The 25913-nt window shown below is 63.7% G+C and carries 24 protein-coding genes; 19 read left to right on the top strand and 5 right to left on the bottom strand.

The genetic code is table 11. From position 1 onward, the window contains the following. The first annotated feature begins 161 nt into the window (after positions 1–161). The 4 genes from LB553_RS19365 to LB553_RS19350 all read left to right on the top strand — a co-directional run bounded on the left by LB553_RS19365 (position 162) and on the right by LB553_RS19350 (position 6073). Positions 162–398 (top strand): hypothetical protein, encoded by a 237-nt coding sequence (locus LB553_RS19365; protein ID WP_224515854.1) that lies wholly within the window; start codon positions 162–164, stop codon positions 396–398. After that, a complete protein-coding gene (locus tag LB553_RS19360) occupies positions 392–3589 on the top strand; it encodes an efflux RND transporter permease subunit (protein ID WP_224515851.1) in 3198 nt (1065 codons plus the stop codon). Before LB553_RS19365 ends, LB553_RS19360 begins: the two co-directional genes overlap by 7 nt. A gap of 36 nt (positions 3590–3625) precedes the next feature. Further along, positions 3626–4774: an efflux RND transporter periplasmic adaptor subunit gene (locus tag LB553_RS19355; protein ID WP_224515848.1), complete on the top strand. Its 1149-nt coding sequence runs from the start codon at positions 3626–3628 to the stop codon at positions 4772–4774. A 195-nt stretch (positions 4775–4969) separates the two neighbouring features. Then, positions 4970–6073, top strand: a complete 1104-nt coding sequence (locus LB553_RS19350) for a mandelate racemase/muconate lactonizing enzyme family protein (RefSeq protein WP_224515846.1) — start codon at positions 4970–4972, stop codon at positions 6071–6073. A 52-nt stretch (positions 6074–6125) separates the two neighbouring features. On the opposite strand, the gene LB553_RS19345 is transcribed toward LB553_RS19350, so the two are convergent. After that, positions 6126–7484, bottom strand: coding sequence for an NAD(P)-binding domain-containing protein (locus LB553_RS19345; RefSeq protein WP_224515844.1), 1359 nt, complete (start codon positions 7482–7484; stop codon positions 6126–6128). A gap of 318 nt (positions 7485–7802) precedes the next feature. Between LB553_RS19345 and LB553_RS19340 the strand changes: the two genes are divergently transcribed. Continuing rightward, complete coding sequence (locus LB553_RS19340) at positions 7803–8525, top strand: helix-turn-helix domain-containing protein (protein WP_224515841.1); 723 nt, start codon at positions 7803–7805, stop codon at positions 8523–8525. 144 nt (positions 8526–8669) lie between these two features. Here LB553_RS19340 and LB553_RS19335 read toward each other — a convergent pair whose 3' ends face one another. From LB553_RS19335 to LB553_RS19320, 4 genes are read right to left on the bottom strand one after another with little or no spacing between them, the layout of a single operon-like run. Further along, positions 8670–9710 carry a heme-dependent oxidative N-demethylase family protein gene (locus LB553_RS19335; RefSeq protein ID WP_224515840.1) on the bottom strand — a complete coding sequence of 347 codons (1041 nt, stop codon included), beginning with the start codon at positions 9708–9710 and terminating at the stop codon, positions 8670–8672. Positions 9711–9719: 9 nt separating this feature from the next. Continuing rightward, positions 9720–10685 (bottom strand): PDR/VanB family oxidoreductase, encoded by a 966-nt coding sequence (locus LB553_RS19330; RefSeq protein ID WP_224515839.1) that lies wholly within the window; start codon positions 10683–10685, stop codon positions 9720–9722. Then, positions 10682–11278: a dimethylamine monooxygenase subunit DmmA family protein gene (locus tag LB553_RS19325; RefSeq protein WP_224515838.1), complete on the bottom strand. Its 597-nt coding sequence runs from the start codon at positions 11276–11278 to the stop codon at positions 10682–10684. The genes LB553_RS19330 and LB553_RS19325 overlap by 4 nt, the downstream gene beginning before the upstream one ends. Positions 11279–11319: 41 nt before the next feature. Continuing rightward, positions 11320–12453, bottom strand: coding sequence for an aminomethyltransferase family protein (locus LB553_RS19320; RefSeq protein WP_224515837.1), 1134 nt, complete (start codon positions 12451–12453; stop codon positions 11320–11322). 285 nt (positions 12454–12738) lie between these two features. Here LB553_RS19320 and LB553_RS19315 point away from each other — a divergent pair, with 285 nt between their 5' ends. The 14 genes from LB553_RS19315 (at position 12739) to LB553_RS19250 (ending at position 25811) form a co-directional block, all read left to right on the top strand. Next, positions 12739–13026: a hypothetical protein gene (locus tag LB553_RS19315; RefSeq protein ID WP_095768768.1), complete on the top strand. Its 288-nt coding sequence runs from the start codon at positions 12739–12741 to the stop codon at positions 13024–13026. Positions 13027–13037: 11 nt separating this feature from the next. Next, positions 13038–13415 carry a hypothetical protein gene (locus LB553_RS19310; protein ID WP_095768769.1) on the top strand — a complete coding sequence of 126 codons (378 nt, stop codon included), beginning with the start codon at positions 13038–13040 and terminating at the stop codon, positions 13413–13415. Between the two features lie 50 nt (positions 13416–13465). After that, positions 13466–13627: a hypothetical protein gene (locus LB553_RS19305; protein WP_095768770.1), complete on the top strand. Its 162-nt coding sequence runs from the start codon at positions 13466–13468 to the stop codon at positions 13625–13627. Positions 13628–13639: 12 nt separating this feature from the next. Next, entirely contained in the window at positions 13640–15046 is a 1407-nt protein-coding gene (locus tag LB553_RS19300) for an APC family permease (RefSeq protein WP_140693763.1), read from the top strand. A gap of 46 nt (positions 15047–15092) precedes the next feature. Further along, positions 15093–15782, top strand: coding sequence for a hypothetical protein (locus LB553_RS19295; protein WP_224515836.1), 690 nt, complete (start codon positions 15093–15095; stop codon positions 15780–15782). Then, positions 15779–16108, top strand: coding sequence for a hypothetical protein (locus LB553_RS19290; RefSeq protein WP_224515835.1), 330 nt, complete (start codon positions 15779–15781; stop codon positions 16106–16108). The genes LB553_RS19295 and LB553_RS19290 overlap by 4 nt, the downstream gene beginning before the upstream one ends. An 86-nt stretch (positions 16109–16194) precedes the next feature. Further along, positions 16195–17091 carry a class II glutamine amidotransferase gene (locus LB553_RS19285; protein ID WP_140544186.1) on the top strand — a complete coding sequence of 299 codons (897 nt, stop codon included), beginning with the start codon at positions 16195–16197 and terminating at the stop codon, positions 17089–17091. Positions 17092–17110: 19 nt separating this feature from the next. Beyond that, positions 17111–17842 carry a GXGXG domain-containing protein gene (locus LB553_RS19280; RefSeq protein ID WP_224515834.1) on the top strand — a complete coding sequence of 244 codons (732 nt, stop codon included), beginning with the start codon at positions 17111–17113 and terminating at the stop codon, positions 17840–17842. Between the two features lie 6 nt (positions 17843–17848). Continuing rightward, positions 17849–19177 (top strand): FMN-binding glutamate synthase family protein, encoded by a 1329-nt coding sequence (locus LB553_RS19275; protein WP_224515833.1) that lies wholly within the window; start codon positions 17849–17851, stop codon positions 19175–19177. 37 nt (positions 19178–19214) lie between these two features. Beyond that, positions 19215–20522, top strand: a complete 1308-nt coding sequence (gene glnT / locus LB553_RS19270) for a type III glutamate--ammonia ligase (protein ID WP_095768776.1) — start codon at positions 19215–19217, stop codon at positions 20520–20522. A gap of 92 nt (positions 20523–20614) precedes the next feature. Then, positions 20615–21868 (top strand): sarcosine oxidase subunit beta family protein, encoded by a 1254-nt coding sequence (locus tag LB553_RS19265; RefSeq protein WP_224515832.1) that lies wholly within the window; start codon positions 20615–20617, stop codon positions 21866–21868. 67 nt (positions 21869–21935) lie between these two features. Then, positions 21936–22211 carry a sarcosine oxidase subunit delta gene (locus tag LB553_RS19260; protein ID WP_224515831.1) on the top strand — a complete coding sequence of 92 codons (276 nt, stop codon included), beginning with the start codon at positions 21936–21938 and terminating at the stop codon, positions 22209–22211. Beyond that, positions 22211–25192: a sarcosine oxidase subunit alpha gene (locus tag LB553_RS19255; RefSeq protein ID WP_224515830.1), complete on the top strand. Its 2982-nt coding sequence runs from the start codon at positions 22211–22213 to the stop codon at positions 25190–25192. The genes LB553_RS19260 and LB553_RS19255 overlap by 1 nt, the downstream gene beginning before the upstream one ends. After that, a complete protein-coding gene (locus tag LB553_RS19250; RefSeq protein ID WP_224515829.1) occupies positions 25185–25811 on the top strand; it encodes a sarcosine oxidase subunit gamma in 627 nt (208 codons plus the stop codon). Before LB553_RS19255 ends, LB553_RS19250 begins: the two co-directional genes overlap by 8 nt. The last annotated feature ends 102 nt before the right edge of the window (positions 25812–25913 follow it).

Raw genomic sequence — 25913 nt, 5'->3', positions numbered from 1 at the left:
GGTAACACCTATATCACTCGCCGTCAAACGACAAGGCCTCCGATAAGCCCTGCCAGAGTGAGATAGGACGCAAAACCTGCCTGTCATGCGGCTTCGGCCGGTGAATTCGAGAAAAAGCGGTCCGTGATCAAGCGATGCGGGCCGAGCAAGGAGCCACTCCTATGCAAAAGCGCAAAGACCTGACGATCGACGAAGCCATCCGGGATCCGATGATCCGGCTGGTGATGAAGGCGGATGGGATCGACCCCAAAGCCTTCGAGCGGATGCTGCGCCAGCGCGCGGCCGACCGGGCGTCGGGCAACATCCCGCCATCCTTCCTGCAGGATTCCGGCTCCGGCCGGGCCCGGCGCCTGCGCCATTTCGCAAACCCGTTCGGCGAGGCGTCCGCATCATGGTGAGCTTCTTCATCCACCGCCCGATCTTCGCGTCGGCGATCGCCATCATCATGGTGCTCGCCGGCGCAATCGCCTATTTCCTGTTGCCGGTCTCGCAATTCCCCGACATCACGCCACCGCAGGTCGTGGTCAGCGCGCACTATCCGGGCGCCAGCGCGCAGGTCGTTGCCGATACGGTCACCACGCCGCTCGAGCAGCAGATCAACGGCGTGCAGGGCATGACCTACATGTCGTCGACGAGCTCGAATGACGGCTCGTCCACCATCACCATCACCTTCGATGTCGGCTATCCGTTGAGCACGGCGGCGGTCGACGTGCAGAATCGCGTCAGCCAAGCGGCGTCCTCGCTGCCGGCCATCGTCAACCAGGGCGGCGTGACGATCAAGAAGCAGAATCCCAATTTCGTGCTGATCGTCGACCTGACCTCGCCCGACGGCTCGGTCGATCCGGTGGCACTGAGCAACCTCGCCTATCTGCAGGTGGTCGATCCGCTGAAGCGCCTGCCCGGCGTCGGCGACGTGCAGATTTTCGGCGAGCGCCGCTATTCGATGCGCGTCTGGCTCGACCCGGACAAGCTGGCCAATCTCGGCATCACCGCCGTCGATGTGCAGAATGCCATCGCCGAACAGAACGTGCAGGTCGCGGCCGGCAAGATCGGCCAGTCGCCGGCGCCGGCCGGCACCTCCTTCGAGATGCAGGTCAATGCGGTGGGCCGCCTCAGCGACCCCAAGGAATTCGGCGACATCGTCGTGCGCGCCAATTCGCAGAACGGCTCGCTTGTGCGGCTGCGCGACGTCGCCCGCATCGAACTCGGCGCGCTGCAATATTCGTCCTCCGCCTTCTTCGGCAAGGACCCGACCGTGGTTTTGGCCGTCTACCAGATGCCCGGCTCCAATGCGCTCGACCTGCAGCAGCGGGTCAAGGACAAGATGCAGGAGCTGTCGCAGCGTTTCCCGAAGGGCGTCAGCTACGCCATGCATTACGATACGACGCGCTTCGTCTCGGCCTCGATGCATGACGTGCTGATCACGCTCGGCGAAGCGCTGGTGCTGGTGGTGGCTGTCGTCTTCATCTTCCTGCAGAGCTGGCGCACCACCATCATCCCGACCATCGCCATTCCCGTCTCCCTGATCGCGACGCTGGCGGTGATGTATATGCTGGGCTTTTCGCTCAACATGCTGTCGCTGCTCGGCATGGTGCTGGCGATCGGCCTCGTCGTCGACGACGCGATCGTCGTGGTCGAGAATGTCGAGCGACAGCTCGAAGCCGGGCTCAAGCCGCTGGCCGCGACGCGCGCGGCGATGGCCGAGGTGACCGGACCGATCATCGCCACCACCGCGGTCCTGATGGCGGTGTTCGTTCCCGTCGCCTTCATCCCGGGCGTCTCGGGCCGGCTTTACAATCAGTTCGCGCTGACCGTGGCGATCTCGGTCGGCATCTCGGCCTTCAACTCGCTGACGCTCTCGCCTGCGCTGAGCGCCGCCTTCCTGCGCCATCGCGGCGAAACCCAGTTCGTGCTGTTCCGCTGGTTTAACGCCGGCTTCGACTGGCTGTCGCATGCCTATGCACATGGCGTGCGCCTCCTGATCAAGCTGCGCTGGATCATGCTTGGCCTGTTCGCGGCAGGCCTCGTCGCCACCTATTTCGTCTGGCAGAAACTACCCTCGACCTTCCTGCCGGTCGAGGACCAGGGCTATTTCTTCGTGGTCATCCAGCTGCCGGACGGCGCTTCGCTCGAACGCACCGACGCGGTGGCGCAGAAAGCGCGCGACATCCTGCAGAACACGCCCGGCGTCGACATTGTCGGCTCGATCAGCGGCCTGAACTTCCTGACCAGCGCCGCGCAGTCAAATTCGGCGGTGGAGTTCGCCATTCTGAAGCCTTGGGACGAGCGCGGGCCTGACCAGAGCGCGTCGAAACTGGTCGAGCAGGTGCGCGGCAAGCTGTTGCAGATGCCGGATGCGTTCGCGCTCTCCTTCGACCCGCCATCGATCCCGGGGATAGGCACTACCGGTGGTTTCGAGTTCCAGGTCGAGGACCTGTCCGGTCGCGGCAGCGCTGCGCTGAACGACGTCACGCAGGCGCTGATCGCCGAGGCGCGCAAGCAGCCGGAGCTCAACCCGCAGCAGTTGTTCTCGTCTTTCTCGACCTCGACGCCGCAGTTCAACTACGACCTCGACCGCAGCAAAGCGAAGCTGCTCGGCCTCAACCTGCCGGACGTCTTCAATACGCTGCAGATCTATCTCGGCTCGCTCTACGTCAACGACTTCAACCTGTTCGGCCGCACCTTCCGCGTGACCATTCAGGCCGACAAGGATGCGCGTGCCGACGCGACCGACATCTCGAGACTCTATGTGCGCAACGCGTCGGGCGGCATGGTGCCACTGAGCACGCTGGGCAGACTGGTGCCGATCGTGGGTCCGGAGACCGTGCCGCATTACAACAACAACGCGTCTGCCCTTATCAATGGCGGTGCTGCCCCAGGCTTCTCGTCCGGACAGGCGGTGGCGGCCATGGAGCGGGCGGCGGCCAACGTGCTGCCGCGCGACTTCGGCTATGAATGGACCGGCATCACCTTCCAGGAACTCAAGGCCGGATCGATCGCATCGGTCGTGTTCGGGCTGGCGATTGTCTTCGTCTTCCTGATCCTGGCGGCGCAGTATGAAAGCTGGGCGATGCCCTTCATGGTGCTGCTCGCCGTGCCGCTCGCTCTGTTCGGTGCCTTCATCGTGCTCCTGCTGCGCGGCATGCAGATCGACGTCTACTCACAGATCGGCTTCGTCATGCTGATCGGCCTCGCGGCGAAGAACGCGATCCTGATCGTCGAGTTCGCCAGACGCCGGCGCGAGGAAGGGCTCACCATTGTCGAAGCGGCGATGGAAGCGGCAAGGCTGAGACTGCGGCCGATCCTGATGACCGCCTTCGCCTTCATCCTCGGCGTGCTGCCGCTGATGTTTGCGACCGGTGCTGGGGCCGCCAGCCGGCAGTCGATCGGCACCACCGTCTTCGGCGGCATGGTGGCGGCGACGATCCTGTCGCTGGTCTTCGTGCCTGTCTTCTACGCCGTGATCGAGCAGTTGCGCGAACGCGGCGAAAGGGAACCTGCCAAGGCGCACGACGATGCGCCTCAGCAAGACAAAATTGAACCGACCGCCGAGCCGGCGCTTCAGCCGCTCGCCCAGGCGGCTGAATAGCTCGCCCAGGTGGCCGAATAAGATTGGAGATCAATTATGCGTAGATGGAAAATCGCCTTGGGAACGGCCGTCGCGCTGGGCGCGATCTCGGTGGCCAGCGTGCACTTTCTCGACATGGGCAATTTGAGCGGCGGCGCAGCGGGTGCTGCGCCAGCGCCGGCGGCTTTCGTGATGCCGGTGCCGGTGGTGAATGTCGTTAAGAAGACGCTGCCGATCTATCTCGACTACGCCGCGCGGGTGGAGTCGATCCGCAGCATCACGCTGCAGGCGCGCGTGCCGGGTTATCTGCAGGAACAGACGGCGGCCGACGGCAGCGACGTCAAGCAGGGCGATCTGCTTTACCGTATCGCCCCCGACGACTATCAGGCAGCGCTCGACCAGGCGAAGGCGCAGGTACAACGCGATACCGCGACGCTCGAATATGCAAAGTCCAATCTCGGCCGCGGCACCGACCTTGCCAAAGCCGGCTATCTCGACAAGGACAGCTTCGACCAGCGCACCAGCAATCTGCGCGCGGCCCAGGCCGCCCTTGCCGTCGACCAGGCGGCGGTGCGGACGGCCGAGCTCAACCTCGGCTATGCCGAGATCAAGGCGCCCTTCTCGGGCCGCATCGGCCGCAATCAGGCTTCGGTCGGCACGCTTGTTAGCGTCGCCGGCACGGTGCTCAACACGCTGGTGCAGCTCGATCCGATCTATGTGACCTTCAATCCGAGCGAGACCGACCTCGTGCAGATCGAGCAGGCGAAGGCCAACGGTCCGATCGCCGTCGACGTGCTGTTGCCCGGCGATACGGTGCCCAGCCAGAAAGGCGAGCTGACCTTCATCGACAACACGATCGACCACTCGACCGGCACGATCACCGCGCGCGCCACGATCGGCAATGCCAAGTTCATGCTGCTGCCCGGACAATATGTCCGGGTGCGGCTGCACGTGAAGGAGCAGCCAAACACGCTGATGGTGCCGCAGGTGGCGCTGGGCTCCAGCCAGCTTGGCAAATATCTCTATGTCATCGGCAAGGGCAACACCGTCGACCAGAAGCTGGTGTCGCTTGGGCCTGCCGACGGCGACCTGATTTCCGTGACCTCCGGCATCTCGGAGAACGATCAGGTGATCACGGGCAATCTGCAGAAGATCGGACCCGGAATGCCGGTTTCTCCCTTGCCGCAACCGAAACCGGCCAGCTGATAACCCCCATCAGTTTCCGGTCCGACGGCGCCCTCGATACCCACGTCGAGGGCGCCGTTTACTATTTGGGGTCAGACAATTCCGACCCCGAAAGGAACAGTCTTCTACGGACGGGTCCCTTGTTGGATTGTCGACAACCTGATTGTGTTACAGTCGGTTCATCAGAATATGACCTGACCCGCAACGGACACAAACGTGAAGATCAAGAGCATCAAGGCCTATCATGTCGTGCAGCCCTTCGTGGACGGACCTTACCGCATGTCCAAGGGGCGGATCGCCGACTGCTTCGACGCGGTGATCGTCGCTATCACGTCGGACAGCGGCGACACCGGCTGGGGCGAGATGGCGCCGCTCGGCAATTTCTACTCGGCTGCGTTTCCCGCAGGCACACGCGCGGGCGTGCCGGAGATCGCGCCGCATCTCATCGGCCAGGACCCACGCGGTCTTGCCGGCATCGGCCGGCTGATGGACACGGCATTCAAGGGCCACCCCTACATCAAGTCGGCGCTCGACATGGCGTGCTGGGATATTGCCGCCCGCGCCGCCGGCGTGCCGCTGGTGACCATGCTTGGCGGCCGCGAGAGCGACATGGCGGAGACCTACCGGGTCGTCACCCACGGCACGCTCGATCAGATGGCAGCGCTGGCCAAAAGGATCATCGCCGAAGGCTGCCGGCGCCTGCAGGTCAAGGTCGGCGGCAGTGTGCGCGACGACATCGAGCGGGTCTCGGCAGTGGCCGCCGCCGTGCCGAAGGGCACGGTGATCTTCTGTGACGCCAATGCCGGCTGGACGCCTTACCAGGCGCGCCAGTTCGCCGACGCCACGCGCGGCATCGACTACACGTTCGAGCAGCCATGCACGACGATCGAGGAGAACATGTCGGTGCGCCGCATGCTCGATAAGCCGATGGTGCTGGACGAATCCGTCACCTCGCTGGGCGAGATGCTGGAGATCCACCGCCGCGGCGCCGCCGACGGGCTGACGCTGAAGATCTCGCGGCTGGGCGGCGTCACGCAGACCCGCCTGATCCGCGACGTCGCCGTCGATCTCGGTTTCATGATCACGGTCGAGGACACCGGCGGCGCCGAGATCGACACCGCCGCCATGGCGCATCTGTCGCTGTCGACGCCGCAGGAGCGCCGGCTGCACGCCATCGCCTTCCACGAATGGGTGACGGTGCGTACGGCCAGGAACGCGCCGCCGGTAACCGGCAGCCACATGGGCGTTCCCGACGGCCCCGGCCTTGGCATCGATGTGGACCCTGGCCTGCTCGGCAAGCCGTTCTTCGAGATCGGCTGAAGATGAAGATCAGGCGGGTCGAGTCTGAGAACGTTGGCGCCAGCGCGCCGCACTACTCCGCCGCCACGCCCTTCACCTCGAGATAGCTTTCCATGGAATCGTCCAGCGCCTGCAGCCAGGGCGTATGATGGACCGGCGACATGGTGCCGGTCATCAGCGAGCGGTAGGCGTTGTCGCGGAAGGTCATGATGTTTTCCATCTTGTGGTGCTCCCACTCCATGAAGGTGCGGTTGACCGCCTCGACGTCGAAGCCCGGATAGTCGGTCTGGTCCATCAGCTCTTTGGTGTAGTCGCCCTGGAACCAGATCATCTGCTCGGCGTCCTCCAGCGTCTCCTCGCGCGCCCGCCACTTGGCGCCGTGCTCGGCCATCGCTTCGGCGGATGGCAGCTTTATGCGACCTAACATCACGTCGCGCGCGTACCAGGCCTGCGCGTCGAACATGTTAAAGGTGTAGAACTGGTCCTGCATGCCGATGTAGAAAAGCTTCGGGTTCTTCTCCCAGACGACGCCTTCATAGAGATCGAGCGGCCACATCCGGTTGGCGGTCTTGAGCTTGAGGTCGTCGGTGAGGAAGGGGAAGGAATGCAGATAGCCGGTGCACAGGATGATGGCATCGACATCCTTGGTCGTGCCGTCCTTGAAATGCGCCGTCTTGCCGACGACCTTCTGCAGCAGCGGCACCTCCTTCCAGTTCTCCGGCCATTTGAAACCCATCGGCTTGGAGCGGTAGCTGGAGGTGATCGATTTGGCGCCGTATTTGTAGCATTGCGAACCGATATCCTCGGCCGAATAGGAGCGGCCGATGATCAAGATGTCCTTGCCCTTGAACTCCATGGCGTCGCGGAAATCGTGGCTGTGCAGGATGCGGCCGTTGAAGGTAGGGAAACCTTCGAAGAAAGGCACGTTGGGCACCGAGAAATGGCCTGAAGCGACCACGACGTTGTCGAATTCCTCCGAGTAGGTCACGTCGTTGGTGCGATCATGCGCGGTGACGGTGAACTTCTTGGTCTCGCCGGAATAGGTCACCATGCGCACCGGGCTGTTGAAGCGCACCCATTCGCGCAGGCCGGATTTCTCGACGCGGCCCTTGATGTAGTCCCACAGCACGGCACGCGGCGGATAGGAAGCGATCGGCCGGCCGAAATGCTCCTCGAAGCTGTAGTCAGCGAATTCGAGGCATTCCTTTGGGCCGTTCGACCAGAGATAGCGGTACATCGAGCCGTGCACCGGATCGCCATGCTCGTCGAGGCCGGTGCGCCAGGTGTAGTTCCATAGGCCTCCCCAGTCGCTCTGCTTCTCGAAGCAGACGATTTCCGGGATCTCGGCGCCCTTCTCGGCGGCCGACTTGAAGGCCCTTAGCTGGGCCAGGCCTGACGGTCCGGCTCCGATGACGGCGACACGAGATTTCATTGCGGGCCTCCTCCTTTTTGATTTCGACTTTTTTCTTGACGCAATTCCGGGCGGAAAACCGTTCGACACTTTTCCTGGAATTGCTCCCACGAAACAAATTTCACTGACAGTGACAGTAATTGGGTCTTTGGTGCTGTCAACAAACATCTGCGGCGACGGCGTTTGCGTGAAACGGTTTTTGCGCGCAAAGGCGGCGGCGTCACGTTGAAGCAGGCGCGCCCTGCAACCGCCAGCGGCTTGCTGTCGCGGTTGCGCTCTTGTATCGCCACCGAATATGTTCACCTTGAGTGAAATAAATCCGCGAGAGTCGGGGGCGACATGGCGAACAAGAATTCCGGCACCAGGTCCACCGATGCGGCAGCGAAGGTCAAGGCGCCACTAAAGCGCGTTTCGGCGGCCGGGCGCACGATACGCGCGCCGTTGACGCAAAATCCGCACGCCATCCGCGACACGCGCGAGAAAGTGCTGGAAGTGGCGATCGGCCATGAGGTGCGCGCGTTCCGCAAAAAGCTCGGCATCACCGTCGCCGATCTCGCCACCGCCACCGACATTTCGCTCGGCATGCTGTCGAAGATCGAAAACGGCATCACCTCGCCATCGCTGACGACATTGCAGGCGCTGTCGCGGGCGCTGGGCGTTCCGGTGACCGCCTTCTTCCGGCGTTTCGAGGAAGAGCACAGCGCCGTCTTCGTCAAGGCCGGTGAAGGCGTCGATGTCGAGCGCCGCGGCACCCGCGCCGGCCACCAGTACAACCTGCTCGGACATATCGGCGCCAACACCAGCGGCGTCGTCGTCGAGCCCTACCTCATCACGCTGACCGAGAATTCGGACGTGTTCCCGACCTTCCAGCATGCGGGCATGGAGTTCCTCTACATGCTCGAAGGCGAGGTCGTTTACCGGCACGGCAACAACCTCTATCCGATGAAGCCGGGCGACAGCCTGTTCTTCGACGCCGATGCGCCGCATGGACCGGAAGAGCTGACGCGGCTTCCGATGCGGTATCTGTCGATCATCTGCTATCCGCAAAACAGCGCGGGGTGAGACGTTCTAGTTCCTCGCCCCACGAAAGTGGGGAGAGGTGGCTCGGCGAAGCCGAGACGGAGAGGGGAGCGCCATACGAAGGCCCCCTCTCCGTCCGCTTCGCGGACACCTCTCCCCCGCCTTGCGGGGGCGAGGAACCAGTCTTCAATCCGGCCCGAATCCTGGTGACGTCGGGCTGCCGTCGTCGAGCTTCGACAGCCATTCCACCAGCGTCGGCCTATATCGGGTCAGGCCCTTATAGGTAGCGAGCTCTTCCGGCAGGTCGCGGATGACGCGGTGCAGGCGCCGCGCCCATTTCGGCTGCGTGACCAGCTCATCCATCTTGATCAGATAGCAACGGATCGGGAAGACGATGGCGTTTGAACGCGGCAGCCGCCAGAAGCTTTGCAGCTCGACGCGCAGATGCACCTTCTGGCCGACATTTTCGGGCGTGACCGTGGCGCGGTCCGGGCCCCATTTGTGATAATTCTCGGGACTGGTGTCGAGGCGCGGATTGATGGTCATCGTCCAGTTGAGACGCCTTGCCGGCTTGCCCTGCTGGATGTTGGTGAGGAACTTCAGCGCGCGGGTGAAAATGCCCTTCTCATGCGCCAGCGGCACCGGCGCGTGCCATTCGAAGAAGTTCATGCCGATGTCGAAGTCGAGCGACCAGTCGGCCTGGGTGGTGACCATGCCGGCATCCATCCACAGATTGCCGTCGCGCTGGTCGAGAATGCAGAAATCGCCCTGGCTCTGGCGGGTGATGTACTCCATCGGCCCGTAGGGCAGCGTCGAGGTGTCGCCGAAGGTGAAGGTGTCGTCGATGCCGAGCGGCCGGTTGATCCAGCGCCAGCGATCGCCGTTTCGCTCCAGTGTGAAATGCTCGGGATAGCCGAGCGCCTGCTGCTCCATCAGAAGCTCGAGCAGGTCCCAGCCCGCGAGCGTCATATGCGGCAGCAACTGGCAGCGCAGCGGATCCTCGGCCAGAACAAGCGCGCGGTCTTGCATCTCGGCGACATAGTGCTCGTCGACGTCGATCAGGTTCTCGAGCACGCTGCCCTTGGGCCCGACGACATGCGGCTCGATGTTGACCGCATACATGTAGGCATCTTCGTTGAACGGGAAGGGAAAGCGCCTGATGTGCTCCGGGCTGTTCCTGAAGGTGAAATCGTCGCGAAACGTTTCCTTGCGAAAGGTGATGCCCATTGACGCCTCCTATCTTTCCAGGACCAGCGACTTGCCCTCGAAACGCGAGACGCAAGGCATGATCTTGCAGCCGGAACGGTGGTCTTCCTCGCTCAGCCAGTGATCGTTGTGGATGAACTTGCCGTCGGAGGAGATCACATTGGTCTCGCACTGGCCGCAAACGCCGCCGCGGCAGAGATAAGGCGGATCGACGCCGGCGGCTTCGATCGCCTCGAGCAGGCTCTGCTGCTCGCCGACGCGGATCGTCTTGCCGCTGACGGCCAAGGTCACGTCGAACGGCGCGCCGGGCTGGGGTGCCGCGAAATGCTCGAAATGCACGGTCTCCGGCGGCCATCCGAGGCTAGCCGCGCGGTCACGCACCCAGTTGATCATGCCGGCCGGGCCGCAGACATAGAGATGCGTGCCGAGCGGCTGCGAGGACAAGAGCCGGTCGAGGTCGATGCGCTCCTCGCGGTCGTCGTGGTAGAGTCTGACTCGGTTGCCATAGCGCTGCTGCAAGACATCGGCATAGGTGCCCAGCGAAGCCGTGCGGCAGGTGTAGTGCAATTCGAAATTGCCGCCGGCGCCTGCCAGCTGCGATGTCTGCGCCATGAAAGGCGTGATGCCGATGCCGCCGGCCAGCATCAGGTGCTTCTTCGCCCGGAGATCCAGCGAGAACAGATTGACCGGATAGCTGATCACCATCTCGAGGCCGGGCTTGACCTGCCGGTGCATGAACAGCGAGCCGCCGCGGCCGGCATCGTCTCGGCGCACAGAGATCGTGTATTCGCGCGTGTCGAGCGGCGAGCCCATCAGCGAATAGGGATTGAGCCTGGTGCGGTCGCCGTCGCGCATCTCGACCACGACATGGGCGCCGCCGGAAAAGGTCGGCAGCAGCTCGCCGTCGCGACGGCGGAAATGGAAACGGGTCACGAGATCGTTGACGGGAACGACGTCGCTGACAACGACGTCAAGCTTGGTGGTGCCGGTGCTCATGGGAAGGCCTCCTCGATCGGAGGAATCTCGGAGCGATCCTCGGCGTTGATGCACACGCCCTGGAAGGCCGCGAGGCGCCGCGAATAGTGATCGCGCACCAGAAGCAGCAGGCCGCAATGCGAGCAGGTAGCCGGCTGCGTCGTTACATTCTCGGTGATGCCCTTGCAGTGCACGCATTGCATGCGCCGCGCCAGCGAGCCGCGATGCTCGGTCGCAATGGAGGTATGGTCGATGCCAGCTTCAAGCGCTACTTGCATTGCCTGGCCGATCAGGCCTTCGGTGCCGGCAAGATAAAGGCGCAGGCCCATATGGGCGTTGGTCAGCGTCTGCTTCAGCCGCGGCAACAGGCTGGCGAAAGACGGCGCGATGTGAAGTTGCATCGGCTTCAGCGCTTCGAGGGCGGCGATGTACTTCCCCTCGGGCCCCGGAATGAAGACGATCTCGGCGCCGTCGAAGAAGCCAGGCGGCGCCTTGCCGGTCATGTCCGTTATCGCGAGCGCGCCTTCCGCATCGGCGATGAACAGATGATGCTTGCCTAGTTGCGGCGACAGCGTTCCGTAAATGGGCCGGCTGATGATCGTCTTGACTGCCATTCTTTCCTTCGTGCCCCGAAAGCCCTCCCGCTGATGATGCCTCAACCTTTTGCCGTGCGCTTGGTCTTTTTGGGATCGTCGAACGGCAAGGGCTGCGCCGTTGCTTTGATCGAGCCGCTCCTGTTGCGAATCTCGAGCCTGGTGTCCTTGACGGCGCAGTCGACGTCGAGGCGAGCGATGCCCATCGATTTCTCGACCAGCGGCGAATACATGGCGCAGGTCACCACGCCGACTTGTCTGCCGTCGCGATAGACGGGCGCGCCCTCATCCGCCGGTTCCTTGCCGTCGAGCAGCACGCCGTAGATCTTGAAGCGCTCCTTGCCCTTCAGCCGATAATGCTCCTCGGCGCCGCGGAAGCCGGTCTTGCCGGGGCTGACGGTGAAGTCGAGGCCGAGCTCCCACAGCGTGTCGCCGGGGCCTTCGTTCTCGAACGGATACTTTTGGGAATTGTCGTAAGGGTAGAAGAGCAGATAGCTCTCGACGCGCAGCATGTCGAGCGTGGTGAAGCGGCACGGAATGATGCCGGCGCTCTTGCCCTCCTCGAGGATCCTGTCCCAGATCGTGCCGGCATCCTGGCCGCGACAGAAGATCTCGTAGCCGCGCTCGCCGGTGTAGCCGGTGCGCGAGATCATCACCGGAAAGCCGAAGAGCTGCGTCTGCATGTGATGGAAATAGTTGAGGTCGCGAATGCCCGGCACATGCTTGGCGAGATAGTCGACCGCGGTCGGGCCTTGCAGCGACAGGTCGTGCAGATTGTCATCGAAGCGCAGCGAGACATCGCGGCCCATGGCCGCCCGCTGCAGCTCCTCATGGCCGGTGCCGGAGCCGTGCACGACCATCCACGAGTTCGGGCTGATGCGGTAGAGGATGCAGTCGTCGGTGAATTTGCCGGCCTCGTTCAGCATGCAGGCATAGGCCGACTTGCCGGGATAGATCTTTTCGACGTCGCGCGTCGTGGCGAGGTCGATGAGATGCGAGGCGTGCGGCCCGGTGATATGAACCTTCTTCAGGCCGGAGACGTCCATCAGCCCGGCCTTGGTGCGGATCGCGACATATTCCTCGTCGGCGTCCTTGTCGTAGGTCCAGGCGGTGCCCATGCCGCTCCAGTCCTCGAGTTTCGAGCCGAGCGCGCGATGGCGATCCGCCAGGGTCGAGAATCTCCAGGATGCCGTCATCCGATCGTCCTCCGTGCGATTTAAGTCGTTGCTGTTCCCTGCTCCTGCTTGGTGGCGGAGCTTGGTCGAATATTGACCGCAAACGGCGAAGCCCTGCAATCCCCTTGAAGCAAATAATTTCATTGTCAGGCAAATTTCCTGCCCAGTGACAAACGGTTTACGATGCGTAAATCCGGCTTGACAATTTCGGGAATCGAGCGGAATTTATGAAAAAAATTTCACTCTGTTGAAAGAGTGGACGCCCGGTCTGTTGTGTGGCCGGACGTCACCAGAAGGGGAAAACCGATGTCCGACATGCAGCAGCGCATCGAAGCGCTGTACCGTTCCGACGTGCGTGGGTCCGTGCTCCTGATCGTGTGCCTATGGGCAACGATCCTCTTCGTCCTCCTGATGACATGGCCATACATTCCGCATAGCGGCATCAAGCTCGTGGTGGCGGTTGCAGCCGCCGCGGTGCTGATCTTCAACACCGCCGCGATCCTCGCCATGCTCAACCACTACAAGGAAGACAAGGACTTCATCTACGGGCTCGACATCAAGAACGCCGACGCCGCCCGCAACCGCCAATCGTGAAGGGAGAAACCATGGCTCGCTATACCCCGCCGGAGCAGAGCAAGGCCGGACAGATCCTCGACATCGCGGTCGTGGTGGTCGCAATCTTCGTGGCGCTCTGGCTGCCGCTGAAACTCGGCTTTGCCGGGGCGGCGAAGTCGATCGACCCGCTCGATGCCAAGACCTGGGACGCGCTCGGCCAGAACGCGACCATGGCCTCGATCTGGGAGAAGCTGGGCTACACGCCGGAGACGGCGCACGACATCATCCAGAACCGCTTCCACTACATCATCGACTGGCCGACGCTGATCATCATGGCGATCGTCCTGATCGCGTATTTCGTCTTCCTGTTCCGCGCCTCCGATAAGGAATATCGCGAGGTCATCAACGAGAAGTTCGACGACAAATAGACTTCGACGACAAAGAGACTTTCGACGACAAAGAGACCGGGGAAGACATCATGTGGATGGGACTGTCTTACGTTTGCTGGGGCATCTCGGTCGTGCTTGCGGCGTGGATGCTCTACGACTGGTTCAAGGTCGATACGACCTATTCCGAGGAGACTTTGACGTCTTCCCGTGAAGGCGAGCTTGAAGCCGTTTCCGAAAAACACCGGATCTGAGTGGGGACTGACATGACGGCTGCGGTTGAAACGGCACAAACGACGACAATCCACGGCGACAGGGTCTCGCTGCTTCGGGTGCTCGGCCCGGCGCATGTGTGGGCGCTGGGCGTCGGCATCGTGCTGGTCGGCGAGTTCACCGGCTGGAATTTCTCCGCCGACAAGGGCGGCGCGCTCGCCGCGCTGATTGTCTGCTGGGTCGTCGGACTGCTCTACACCTCGGTCGCCATGATCGATTCGGAGGTGACGTCCACCGTCGCAGCCGCCGGCGGCCAATATGCGCAAGCCAAGCATATCGTCGGGCCGCTGATGGCCTTCAACGTCGCGCTGTTCCTGGTGTTCGCCTACACCATGCTCGAAGTATCGGACGCGATCCTGCTCGGCGACACGATCGTCGCCAAGGCCGGCGTCGAGGGGCTGACGCACAACTCCTTCATCGCCGCCACCATCGTCGTGCTCGCCTGGCTCAACTATCGCGGCGTGCTGATGACGCTCAACGTCAACTTCGTCATCACTGCGATCGCCTATGTCTCGATCGTCATCCTGTTCTTCTCCGTCAGCCCGTGGACGCAAGGCGCGGTGCTGAAGCTCAACGAGCTGGTCACCCCCGCCAATGCGCTGCCCTATGGCTGGATCGGCGTCATTGCCGCCTTCCAGTTCGGCATCTGGTATTATCTCGGCATCGAGGGCACGACCCAGGCGGCCGAGGAAGTGCGCTCGCCGGCGCGCTCGCTGCCTTACGGCACTATGGCCGGCATGATCACGCTTCTGATCGCGGCCGCGATGACCTGGTATGTCTGCGCCTCGCTGATGCCCTGGGAATATCTCGGCATCACCTATTATCCGCTATGGGACGCCGGCAAACTGACGGGCAGCCCGCTGCTGGAAAACCTGCTCTTCATCGCGACGCTGCTGGCCGCGCTTGCCTCGGCCAATGGCTGCATCAACGACGCGGCGCGCGCCTGGTTCTCGCTCGGCCGCGACCGCTATCTGCCGAGCTGGTTCTCGGCGGTGCATCCGAAATACCGCACGCCCTATCGCTCGATCCTGTTCCTGCTGCCGATCGCGCTGGCCTTCGCCTTCATCGCCGATCTCAACCAGGCGATCACCTTCTCGATCCTGTCGGGCGTGCTGCAATACACCTTCATGAGCATCAACATCATGATGTTCCGCAAGAAGTGGCCGCTGGGTTCGATCCGCCGCGGCTACACGCACCCCTTCCACCCACTGCCGGCGATCGTGCTCTTCTGCCTGTGCATGGTGACTTTCTTCGCCATCTTCCTCGGCTTCGGCTCTCAGCTGATCGCGATGACCGTCTTCTATTTCCTGATCTCGCTGTGGTTCCACTTCTACCGCTACAAGTTCGTGCGGCGCGGCGACCAGTTCTCCATGCCGTGGCCGAAGCCGCAGGGTTATTGAGTGGAGTAAGGGCCCGCCGTTCGATGGCGGGCCGTGGCGTATCGAAATGTCTGAGCTGACGTCAGTATTGCTTACCGGGGCGATCGCACTGGGCGTCGCCGCTCATATTGTCTGGCTGGCGCGCGCGGGTCGCAACAGGGCGAAGGCGGCCTTGGCCGCCGATATGGCGAGCATCCGCAGCATCGTTGCGGACGCCGCCGACATTTCCGACGGCACGGCCGGTGTCGTCACCTGGGCCGGTTCCTGGAATGGTCAGCGCGTTCAGCTGCGGACCATCGTCGACACGCTGGCGACGCGAAAGCTGCCGACGCGCTGGCTCAGCGTTTCGATCACCGAGCCGGTCGCGGTGCCAGGCACGTTCGACATGATGATGCGGCCGAATTCGGCGACGACGTTCTCCAATTTCGACCATCTGCCGCACACGCTGCCGAAAGTGCTCGGCCTTCCCGCCGACGCGGTGCTCAGGACGGACCGCAGAGGCGTCGCCTTCCCGCAGGATCTGATCGCCGCGCATACAGACATCTTTGCCGGAAGCCGCGCCAAGGAATTGCTGATAACGCCGAAGGGCGTGCGCATCGTGTGGCTGCTGGCCGAGGCCGAGCGCGCTCGCTACGGTGTGTTCCGGCAGGCGGCGTTCGGCGACGCCGGGATCGATCCGGCCTTGATCGAACGGCTGCTCGAGGCAGCCTCGACGCTTCGCCAAGCCATCAACCGACGCGAAAGACGGGCCGCATGAGCGACGAAACCGCCACCCCTGCTCCCGCGAATCCCTATCTCGTGCTCGGCGCCGCGATCGTCTTGCCGGCAAGCGGCCATGTCATGCTCGGCGTGCCGGCGCGCGGGCTGCAATTCCTGTTCTTCATGGTGATCCTTGGCTGGGTAACCACCAAGCTGGCGCCGGTCGACGCCAGCTTCATCGGCCGCCATGCCGGCGGCTTCCTGATCTATGCCCTCTCGATCCTCGACGCCTACCGGATTGCGCGTATCCGCCATGCGATCTGGGTTCACAAGGCGCGCACGGACGGCGATAGTGCCGAGGGCAATGCGCCGTCCAATATGTAATCACAGGAAAATTTTTTTCATACCAATTGAATTCGGCTTACTCATTGGGTACATCATCTGAGAGCCAAAAAACGTTGGAGGCTGGCATGTGCGGAATCGTCGGACTTTTCTTGAAGGACAAGGCGCTGGAGCCGAAGCTCGGCGCCATGCTGTCGGAAATGCTGGTGTCGCTCAGCGACCGCGGACCGGACAGTGCCGGCATCGCGATCTATGGCGCAGCCACCGGCAATGAAGCCAAGATCACCGTGCAGTCGCCGAAGCCCGATCGCGATTTCCGCGGCCTCGACGCCGAGCTCGCCAAGGCGATCAGCGCGCCGGTCAGCGTCGCGGTCAAGTCCACGCATGCGGTGATCCGGACCACGCCGGACAAGGTCGACGCCGCGCGCGAGGCGCTGCAGACGCTCCGGCCCGACATCCGCATCATGGGCGCCGGCGAGGCGGTGGAGATCTACAAGGAAGTCGGCCTGCCCGAAGCCGTCGTCGACCGCTTCGGCGTGCGCGCGATGACCGGCACGCATGGCATCGGCCACACCCGCATGGCGACGGAATCGGCGGTGACGACGATGGGCGCGCATCCTTTCTCGACCGGCGCCGACCAGTGCCTGGTGCATAACGGCTCGCTCTCCAATCACAACAATGTACGCCGCGAGCTGATCCGCGACGGCATGACCTTCGAGACCGAGAACGACACTGAGGTGGCGGCTGCCTATCTCTCCAACCGGATGGCGCATGGCAAGAATCTCGGTGAGGCGCTGGAAGGCACGCTCTCCGACCTCGACGGCTTCTTCACCTTCGTCGTCGGCACCAAGAACGGCTTCGGTGTGGTGCGCGATCCGATCGCCTGCAAGCCGGCCGTGATGGCCGAGACCGACCAGTATGTCGCCTTCGGCTCCGAATATCGTGCGCTGACCAAGCTTCCCGGCATCGACAATGCGCGTGTCTGGGAGCCCGAGCCCGCAACCGTTTATTTCTGGGAGCATTGAGCTGATGCCGGCAACCCCAATGTCGAAAGCAGAGCGCGAGCCAGGCAATGCCCACAGTCAGGCATCACGCGTCTTTGACCTATCCGTGCATTCGCTGCGCGAATTGAACCAGGCGCTGCACAAGCTAACGCCCGGCTCGAACGAGACCGCCTGGGAAGTGCTCAACCCCAAGGGCAGCCATTCGGTGGCGGTCGGCGTCGATCAGCCCGTCAGCATCGATGTACGCGGCAGCGTCGGCTATTACTGCGCCGGCATGAATGACGGCGCAGCGATCACCGTGCACGGCTCGGCCGGCCCCGGCGTCGGCGAGAACATGATGTCGGGCTCGATCGTCATCAAGGGCGACGCCAGCCAGTATGCCGGCGCCACCGGCCGCGGCGGCTTGCTGGTCATCGAGGGCAATGCCTCGTCGCGCTGCGGCATTTCGATGAAAGGCATCGACATCGTCGTGCACGGCAATATCGGCCACATGTCGGCCTTCATGGCGCAGTCCGGCAACCTCGTGGTGCTGGGCGATGCCGGCGACGCGCTGGGCGATTCCATCTACGAGGCGCGGCTCTTCGTGCGCGGCAAGGTGGAGAGCCTCGGCGCCGACTGCATCGCCAAGGAGATGCGGCCCGAGCATATCGAATTGCTGCAGGCCCTGCTCGACAAGGCCGGCGTGACCGGCGTCAAGGCCTCGGAGTTCAAGCGCTACGGCTCGGCCCGCAAACTCTACAATTTCAACATCGATAACGCCGACGCGTATTGAGGCAAGATGACCTACCGCAACCCGCCGACGACGCCGCGCAAATCCGCGACCTTCGACGATTACACGCTTTCCGAAATCCGCCGCGCGGCCGCGACCGGCATCTATGACATCCGCGGCGCCGGCGCCAAGCGCAAGCTGCCGCATTTCGACGACCTGCTGTTCCTCGGCGCCTCGATCTCGCGCTATCCGCTCGAAGGCTATCGCGAGCGCTGCGACACCTCGGTGGTGCTCGGCTCGCGCCACGCCAGGAAGCCGATCGAGCTGAAGATCCCGATCACAATCGCCGGCATGAGTTTTGGCTCGCTCTCCGGCCCGGCCAAAGAGGCGCTCGGACGCGGCGCCACGCTTTCCGGCACCTCGACCACCACCGGTGACGGCGGCATGACCGAGGAGGAACGCGGCCATTCCAAGACGCTGGTCTACCAGTACCTGCCCTCGCGCTACGGCATGAATCCGCGCGACCTGCGCCGCGCCGACGCCATCGAAGTGGTCGTCGGCCAGGGCGCCAAGCCGGGCGGCGGCGGCATGCTGCTCGGCCAGAAGATTTCCGACCGCGTCGCCGAGATGCGCACGCTGCCCAAGGGCATCGACCAGCGCTCGGCTTCGCGCCATCCCGACTGGACCGGACCGGACGATCTCGAGATCAAGATCCTTGAGCTGCGCGAGATCACCGACTGGGAAAAGCCGATCTACGTCAAGGTCGGTGGGGCGCGGCCCTACTACGACACTGCGCTCGCGGTGAAGGCCGGCGCCGATGTCGTCGTGGTCGACGGCATGCAGGGCGGCACCGCTGCCACCCAGGAAGTGTTCATCGAGAATGTCGGCCAGCCGACGCTTGCCTGCATCAGGCCGGCGGTGCAGGCGCTGCAGGACCTCGGCATGCACCGCAAGGTGCAGCTCATCGTTTCCGGTGGCATCCGCAACGGCGCCGATGTCGCCAAGGCGCTGGCGCTCGGCGTCGACGCGGTGTCGATCGGCACGGCAGCACTGGTCGCGCTCGGCGACAACGATCCACGCTGGGAGGCGGACTACAACGCGCTCGGCACCACGGCCGGCGCCTATGACGACTGGCACGAAGGTCGCGACCCGGCCGGTATCACCACCCAGGACCCCGAATTGATGAAGCGGGTCGACCCGATCGCGGCCGGACGGCGCCTGGCGAACTACCTGAAGGTGATGACGCTCGAAGCGCAGACGATTGCCCGCGCCTGCGGCAAGAACAGTCTGCACAATCTCGAGCCGGAGGATCTCGTCGCGCTCTCGATCGAAGCTGCCGCCATGGCCGGCGTGCCTTTGGCCGGCACCAGCTGGATACCTGGGAAGAACGGCTTCTAGGACAAACTTCCAAGACACATAAGCGAGGAACTACATAATGGGGAACGATCTCGCCGCATTCGCCAAGGAGAACGGCGTCAAATATTTCATGATCTCCTACACCGACCTGTTCAGCGGGCAGCGTGCCAAGCTGGTGCCGGCGCAGGCGATCGCCGATATGCAGAAGGACGGTGCAGGATTTGCCGGCTTCGCGACATGGCTTGACCTGACGCCCGCGCATCCAGACATGCTGGCGGTGCCGGATCCGGCTTCGGTCATCCAATTGCCGTGGAAGAAGGACGTCGCCTGGGTCGCCGCCAACTGCATCATGGACGACAAGGAGGTTAACCAGGCGCCGCGCAACACGCTGAAGCGGCTGATCGACGAAGCCGCCCGCGACGGCATGCATGTCAAGACCGGCGTCGAGGCCGAGTTCTTCCTGATCTCGCCAGATGGCAAGGCGATCTCCGACGAATACGATACAGCCTCGAAACCCTGCTACGACCAGCAGGCGGTGATGCGGCGCTACGACGTCATCGCCGAGATCTGCGACCACATGCTGGCGTTGGGCTGGGGCCCATACCAGAACGACCATGAGGACGCCAACGGCCAGTTCGAGATGAACTGGACCTTCGATCACGCGCTGGCGACCGCCGACAAGCACTCCTTCTTCAAGTTCATGGTCAAGTCGATCGCCGAAAAGCATGGCCTGCGCGCGACGTTCATGCCCAAGCCCTTCCAGGGCCTGACCGGCAATGGCTGCCATGCGCATATCTCGGTGTGGGACGAGACCGGCAAGACCAATGTCTTTGCCGACAATTCGGAAGAGCTCGGCCTGTCCGCCAAGGGCAGGAACTTCCTCGGCGGCATCATGAAGCATGCCTCGGCGCTTGCCGCGATCACCAATCCGACGGTCAATTCCTACAAGCGCATCAACGCGCCGCGCACCATTTCGGGCGCGACCTGGGCACCGAACACGGTGACCTGGACCGGCAACAACCGCACGCATATGGTGCGCGTACCGGGACCCGGCCGCTTCGAATTGCGCCTGCCGGACGGCGCCGCCAATCCCTATCTGCTGCAAGCGGTCATCATCGCCGCCGGCCTCGACGGCATCCGCTCGAAGGCCGATCCCGGTAAGCGCTACGACATCGACATGTACCAGCTCGGGCATACCGTGACGGATGCGCCGAAACTGCCGCTCAACCTGCTCGACGCGCTGCGCGAGTTCGACAAGGACAAATCGTTGAAGGCGGCGCTGGGTGAGGAATTCTCGTCGGCATATCTAAAGCTGAAGCAGCAGGAATGGAATTCCTATGCTTCGCACTTCACGCAGTGGGAGCGCGACCACACGCTGGATATCTGACCGTCCTGTAGTGGAGCATGATGTCGTCCGAAAACCACTTCACACTTTTCGGCATCATGCTCTAGCGGTGCGAGCGACCTCGGAATGAACTGATGAAATATTCGATCTTCTCGCTCGCCCGCGCCGCCCTTTCCGGCCACAAGAACTGGCAGCCGACCTGGCGCGACGCTGCGCCCAAGGACCGCTATGACGTGGTGATCATCGGCGGCGGCGGCCATGGCCTCGCCACCGCCTGGTTCCTTGCCAGCGAGTTCGGTATCCGCAATGTCGCGGTGCTGGAAAAAGGGTGGATCGGCTCCGGCAATGCCGGCCGCAACACCACCATCATCCGCTCCAACTACGGGCTCCCCGGCAACACCGGCTTCTACGAATTATCGATGAAGCTCTGGGAGCGGATGGAGCAGGACCTCAACTATAACGCGATGGTCAGCCAGCGCGGCGTGCTCAACCTCTATCACTCCGACGCGCAGCGCGACGCTTTCGCCCGGCGCGGCAACACCATGCGCATCAACGGCATCGATGCGGAACTGCTCGACCAGGCGGCGCTGCGCAAAATGCTGCCGTTCCTGAATTTCGACAATGCGCGTTTCCCCGTGCAAGGCGGACTGCTGCAGCGGCGCGGCGGCACGGCGCGGCATGACGCCGTGGTGTGGGGCTACGCGCATGCGGCGAGCGAACTCGGCGTCGACATCATCCAGAATTGCGAGGTTACCGGCTTCACGCGCGACGCCAACGGCAAGGTGACCGGTGTTGAGACATCGCGCGGCAAGATCGGCGCCGGCAAGATCGGCATGGCAGTGGCCGGCTCCTCGTCACGGGTCGCGGCTATGGCAGGTCTTCGCCTGCCGATCGAAAGCCATGTGCTGCAGGCCTTCGTCTCCGAAGCGATCAAGCCGCTGATCCCCGGGGTCATGACCTTCGGCGCCGGACACTTCTATGTCAGCCAGTCGGACAAGGGCGGGCTGGTCTTCGGCGGCGATATCGACGGCTACAATTCCTATGCCCAGCGCGGCAATCTGCCGGTCGTGGAGGATGTCTGCGAGGGCGGTATGGCGCTGATCCCGATGATCGGCCGCGTGCGGCTTTTGCGCCAGTGGGGCGGCATCATGGACATGTCGATGGACGGCTCGCCGATCATCGACAAGAGCCCGGTCGACGGCCTCTACATCAATGCCGGCTGGTGCTATGGCGGCTTCAAGGCGACGCCCGGCTCCGGTTTCGTCTTCGCCCATCTCATCGCCCGCGATCAATCGCACAAGGAAGCCGCGCTTTTCCGCCTCGACCGCTTCCAGCGCGGCGCCATGATCGACGAGAAGGGCCAGGGCGCCCAACCGAACCTGCATTAGGGATAGAGCATGATGTTATCCAAAAACCGCTTCACATTTTTTGGCATCATGCATTGAAGACCCAGCCATGCGCATAGTCTGTCCCTTCTGCGGCGAACGCGAACTCGGCGAGTTCACCTATCTCGGCGACGCCAAGCCACAACGGCCGGCGGCCGATGCCGGCGAGGACGCGGTCTACGACTACGTCTATCTGCGCGACAACATTGCCGGCCCGATGAGCGAGCACTGGTACCACGGCGGCGGCTGCCGGGCCTGGCTGAAGGTCACGCGCAACACGCTGACGCATGAGATTTCGGCCGTCGAGCCGGCGGCGGGCGCAGGCGCCGCCAAGGTTGGTGTGTGATGCGCGGCGATCAGGCAAACCGGCTGAACTATGGCGGTCTCATCGACCGCTCGACCGCGCTCAACTTCCGCTTCGACGGCAAGACGCTCTTCGGCTTCAAGGGCGACACGCTGGCTTCCGCGCTGGTCGCCAATGGCGTCAAGCTCGTCGGCCGCTCGTTCAAATATCATCGTCCGCGCGGCATCCTGACGGCTGGCTCGGAAGAGCCGAACGCGCTGGTCGAATTGCGCAGCGGCGCAAGGCGCGAGCCGAACACCAAGGCGACGACCGCCGAGCTCTATGAAGGACTCGAAGCCGCCAGCCAAAACCGCTGGCCGTCGCTCAATTTCGACGTCATGTCGGTCAACCAGTTGTTCGCGCCGATCTTCGTCGCCGGCTTCTACTACAAGACCTTCATGTGGCCGGCGAAGTTCTGGGAAGCGATCTACGAGCCGGCGATCCGGCGCGCCGCGGGCCTTGGCCGCGCTGCCCAGGTTTCCGATCCCGACCATTATGACAAGGCCTGGGCGCATTGCGATGTGGTGATCGCGGGTTCCGGCCCGGCAGGTCTGGCGGCGGCTCTTGCCGCCGCGCGCTGCGGCGCGCGCGTCATCCTGTGCGAGGAGGATTTCGTCCTCGGCGGGCGCCTGTTCGCCGATGGCGGCATGATCGACGGATTGCCGGCCGCCGAATGGGTTGCGCGCGCGGTTGCCGAACTGACGGCGATGCCGGATGTGCGCATCATGACCCGCACGACTTTGTTCGGTGTTTATGACGGCGGCACCTATGGCGCGATCGAGCGTGTCAACGACCACCTGCCGGTGCCGCCCGAGCATCAGGTGCGCCAGCGGCTATGGCGGATCGTGGCCAAGCGCTGCGTCGTCGCGGCCGGCGCCATCGAGCGTCCGATCGTCTTTGCCGACAACGACACGCCGGGCGTGATGATGGCGTCGGCCATGCGCAGCTACATCAACCGCTACGCAGCCACGCCGGCGCGGCGCATCGCGCTGTTCACCAACAATGAGGATGGCTGGCGCACCGCCGAAACGGCGATCGCGGCGGGACTGCAGGTTGCGGCGGTGATCGATGCGCGGCCGGACATTTCGCCGGCCCACCGCTCGCTTGCAAGCAAGAGCGGCTTTCCGGTGCTGCACGGCGCTGTCGCCGGCATCAACGGCGGCAAGGGTGGCGTCCGCAAGATTTCCGTCTCGCTGGCCGGCGGCGCGCGCGCCGAGGTCGAGGCGGACGGGCTCGCCGTCTCTGGCGGCTGGAACCCCGCGGTCGGCCTCACCTCCTACCATCGCGGCAGGCCGAAATGGCGCGACGACATCGCCGCCTTCGTGCCGGATGGCGCGCCGCCCGGCATGGTCGCCGCGGGCGCTGCCAACGGCGCCTTCGGGCTTGGCGCCTGCCTGCGCGAAGGGTTCGAAGCCGGCGCTGCCGCGGCCCGCGATGCCGGGCACAGCGGCAATATCGGATCGATGCCGGTTGCCGACGACGAGGCCTTTTCGATCACACCGCTCTGGCATGTCGCTGGCAAGGGCAAGGCCTTCGTCGACCAGCAGCATGACGTCACCGCTTCCGATGTCGAGCTGGCGCAGCGCGAGGGTTTTCAATCGGTCGAGCATCTGAAGCGCTACACGACGCTCGGCATGGCGACCGACCAGGGCAAGACCTCGAATGTCGCCGGCCTCGCCATCATGGCGGCGGTCAGCGGCAAGTCGATCCCCGAGACCGGCACGACGATCTATCGGCCGCCTTACGTGCCGGTCGCCATCGGCGCTTTCGCCGGCCACCATCGCGACGAGAATTTCCATGCGACGCGGCTGACGCCCTCGCATCACTGGGCGGCCGAACAGGGCGCGGTCTTTGTCGACACCGGCCTATGGAAGCGCGCGCAGTGGTATCCGCGCGCCGGCGAGAAGGACTGGCTGGAATCGGTCACCCGCGAGGTCAAGGCGGTGCGCGGCGGCGTCGGCTTCTGCGACGTCTCGACGCTCGGCAAGATCGACGTGCACGGGCCCGACGCAGGCACCTTCCTCGACCGCGTCTACATCAACGCCTTCTCCAGCCTCGCCGTCGGCAAGGCGCGCTATGGGCTGATGCTGCGCGAGGACGGCATCGTCTATGACGACGGCACGACCTCGCGCCTGGCCGAGGATCATTACTTCCTCACCACCACGACGGCCAAGGCCGGGCTGGTGATGCAGCACCTGGAATTCTGCCGCCAGGTTCTGTTCCCCGAGCTCGACGTGCAGCTGACCTCGGTCTCCGACCAATGGGCGCAGTTCTCGATCGCCGGACCAAAGACCCGCGATCTCTTGAAAGAGATCGTTGATCCGGCCGAGGACCTGTCGAACGAAGGTTTCCCGTTCATGGGCGCACGCGAGGTCGGCTTGCGCGGCGGCATCAAGGCAAGGTTGTTCCGCATCTCCTTCTCCGGCGAGATGGCGTTCGAGATTTCGGTGCCGGCGCGCTACGGCGAGGCGATGGCGCGCAATCTGATGATTGCCGGCAAGCCGTTCGGCATCACGCCTTACGGCACCGAAGCGCTTGGCGTGATGCGCATCGAAAAAGGTCATGTCGCCGGGCCGGAACTCAACGGCACCACCACGGCGGGCGATCTCGGCCTCGGCAAGATGATGTCGACCAAGAAGGATTTCATCGGCCGCGTCATGGCCGGCCGCGAGGCGCTCGTCGCGCCGAACCGGCAGGTGGTCGTCGGCATCAAGCCGACCGACAAGGCGCGCCGCCTGCGCTCCGGCGCGCACATCATTCCAAAGGGCGAGACCCCCGGCCCCGGCAACGACCAGGGCTATGTCACCTCGGTCTGTTTCTCGCCGGTGCTCGACCAGTGGATCGGTCTCGGCCTCGTCGAGCGCGGCCGCGAGCGCATCGGCGAGATCGTGCGCGCGCATGATCCGCTGCGCGGCGAGGACTATGATGTCGAGCTCTGCAATTCCGTCTTCTACGATCCGGATGGAGGGCGCCAGCGTGGCTGAGTTTTCCTGGGACGTCCGCAGCCCGCTCGACCGCGCGCTGATTGCCGGCTCCTACGGCGCGCAAGGCGACGCCGGCGTGTCGCTGACGGAGATCCGCAATTTCGATCTCGTCCAGGTAATGGCGCGGCGCGGCAAGGCCGGCGAGATGGCGAAGGCCGCGCAGGCGCGCTTCGGCATGGCGGCGCCGGAAACGCCAAAGGCGGTCGATACTGCCGACGCGACGCTGATCTGGTCGGGACCGGACCAATTCCTGATGCTGTCCAAAGGCGGCAGCCATACGATCGAGGCGCTTGCGCCGGCCTTCGTCGGTTCGGCCTCGCTTTCCGACCAATCGCATGCGCGGGTGCTGATCAGCGTCTCCGGCGACAAGGCGCGCGCGACGCTCGCCAAGCTGTCGTCGATCGACCTGCATCCCGATGTGTTTGCCGTGGGTGTCGCGGCGGCCACGTCGGTGGATCATACCAGCGTCACACTCTGGCGCGCCAAGGATCGGGCGGATCGACAGGCGGTGTTCAACCTGCTGGTGTTCGCGACCTTCGCCGAGAGCCTGTGGCATACGATCTTGGGCTCGGCCGCGGAATATGGCGTGACGATTACCCATTCCGAGGAGTTGGCGTAGCAGTGCGCAGGCTCCCCCTTCTCCCCATAGGCGCTAAGATAGGTATTGCGGCGCGGAATCGGTTGTGATTCTACGCTGGAGATGACACACGAATCGCTTGTT

The sequence above is a fragment of the Mesorhizobium sp. CA8 genome, assembly GCF_020164955.1.
Classification (GTDB): domain Bacteria; phylum Pseudomonadota; class Alphaproteobacteria; order Rhizobiales; family Rhizobiaceae; genus Mesorhizobium.
The sequence above is the reverse complement of the archived record's forward strand: the minus strand, read 5'-3'. Positions and strand labels throughout refer to the sequence as shown.

Bases quoted from the DNA above. Each gene is read 5' to 3' on its own strand.
- LB553_RS19335 (WP_224515840.1), bottom strand. From the start codon at position 9,710: ATGGGCATCACCTTTCGCAAGGAAACGTTTCGCGACGATTTCACCTTC.
- LB553_RS19265 (WP_224515832.1), top strand. From the start codon at position 20,615: ATGAAATATTCGATCTTCTCGCTCGCCCGCGCCGCCCTTTCCGGCCAC.
- LB553_RS19315 (WP_095768768.1), top strand. From the start codon at position 12,739: ATGTCCGACATGCAGCAGCGCATCGAAGCGCTGTACCGTTCCGACGTG.
- LB553_RS19355 (WP_224515848.1), top strand. From the start codon at position 3,626: ATGCGTAGATGGAAAATCGCCTTGGGAACGGCCGTCGCGCTGGGCGCG.
- glnT (WP_095768776.1), top strand. From the start codon at position 19,215: ATGGGGAACGATCTCGCCGCATTCGCCAAGGAGAACGGCGTCAAATAT.
- LB553_RS19285 (WP_140544186.1), top strand. From the start codon at position 16,195: ATGTGCGGAATCGTCGGACTTTTCTTGAAGGACAAGGCGCTGGAGCCG.
- LB553_RS19325 (WP_224515838.1), bottom strand. From the start codon at position 11,278: ATGGCAGTCAAGACGATCATCAGCCGGCCCATTTACGGAACGCTGTCG.
- LB553_RS19260 (WP_224515831.1), top strand. From the start codon at position 21,936: ATGCGCATAGTCTGTCCCTTCTGCGGCGAACGCGAACTCGGCGAGTTC.
- LB553_RS19295 (WP_224515836.1), top strand. From the start codon at position 15,093: ATGTCTGAGCTGACGTCAGTATTGCTTACCGGGGCGATCGCACTGGGC.
- LB553_RS19365 (WP_224515854.1), top strand. From the start codon at position 162: ATGCAAAAGCGCAAAGACCTGACGATCGACGAAGCCATCCGGGATCCG.
- LB553_RS19305 (WP_095768770.1), top strand. From the start codon at position 13,466: ATGTGGATGGGACTGTCTTACGTTTGCTGGGGCATCTCGGTCGTGCTT.
- LB553_RS19320 (WP_224515837.1), bottom strand. From the start codon at position 12,453: ATGACGGCATCCTGGAGATTCTCGACCCTGGCGGATCGCCATCGCGCG.
- LB553_RS19255 (WP_224515830.1), top strand. From the start codon at position 22,211: ATGCGCGGCGATCAGGCAAACCGGCTGAACTATGGCGGTCTCATCGAC.
- LB553_RS19275 (WP_224515833.1), top strand. From the start codon at position 17,849: ATGACCTACCGCAACCCGCCGACGACGCCGCGCAAATCCGCGACCTTC.
- LB553_RS19310 (WP_095768769.1), top strand. From the start codon at position 13,038: ATGGCTCGCTATACCCCGCCGGAGCAGAGCAAGGCCGGACAGATCCTC.
- LB553_RS19300 (WP_140693763.1), top strand. From the start codon at position 13,640: ATGACGGCTGCGGTTGAAACGGCACAAACGACGACAATCCACGGCGAC.
- LB553_RS19340 (WP_224515841.1), top strand. From the start codon at position 7,803: ATGGCGAACAAGAATTCCGGCACCAGGTCCACCGATGCGGCAGCGAAG.
- LB553_RS19280 (WP_224515834.1), top strand. From the start codon at position 17,111: ATGTCGAAAGCAGAGCGCGAGCCAGGCAATGCCCACAGTCAGGCATCA.
- LB553_RS19345 (WP_224515844.1), bottom strand. From the start codon at position 7,484: ATGAAATCTCGTGTCGCCGTCATCGGAGCCGGACCGTCAGGCCTGGCC.
- LB553_RS19290 (WP_224515835.1), top strand. From the start codon at position 15,779: ATGAGCGACGAAACCGCCACCCCTGCTCCCGCGAATCCCTATCTCGTG.
- LB553_RS19330 (WP_224515839.1), bottom strand. From the start codon at position 10,685: ATGAGCACCGGCACCACCAAGCTTGACGTCGTTGTCAGCGACGTCGTT.
- LB553_RS19360 (WP_224515851.1), top strand. From the start codon at position 392: ATGGTGAGCTTCTTCATCCACCGCCCGATCTTCGCGTCGGCGATCGCC.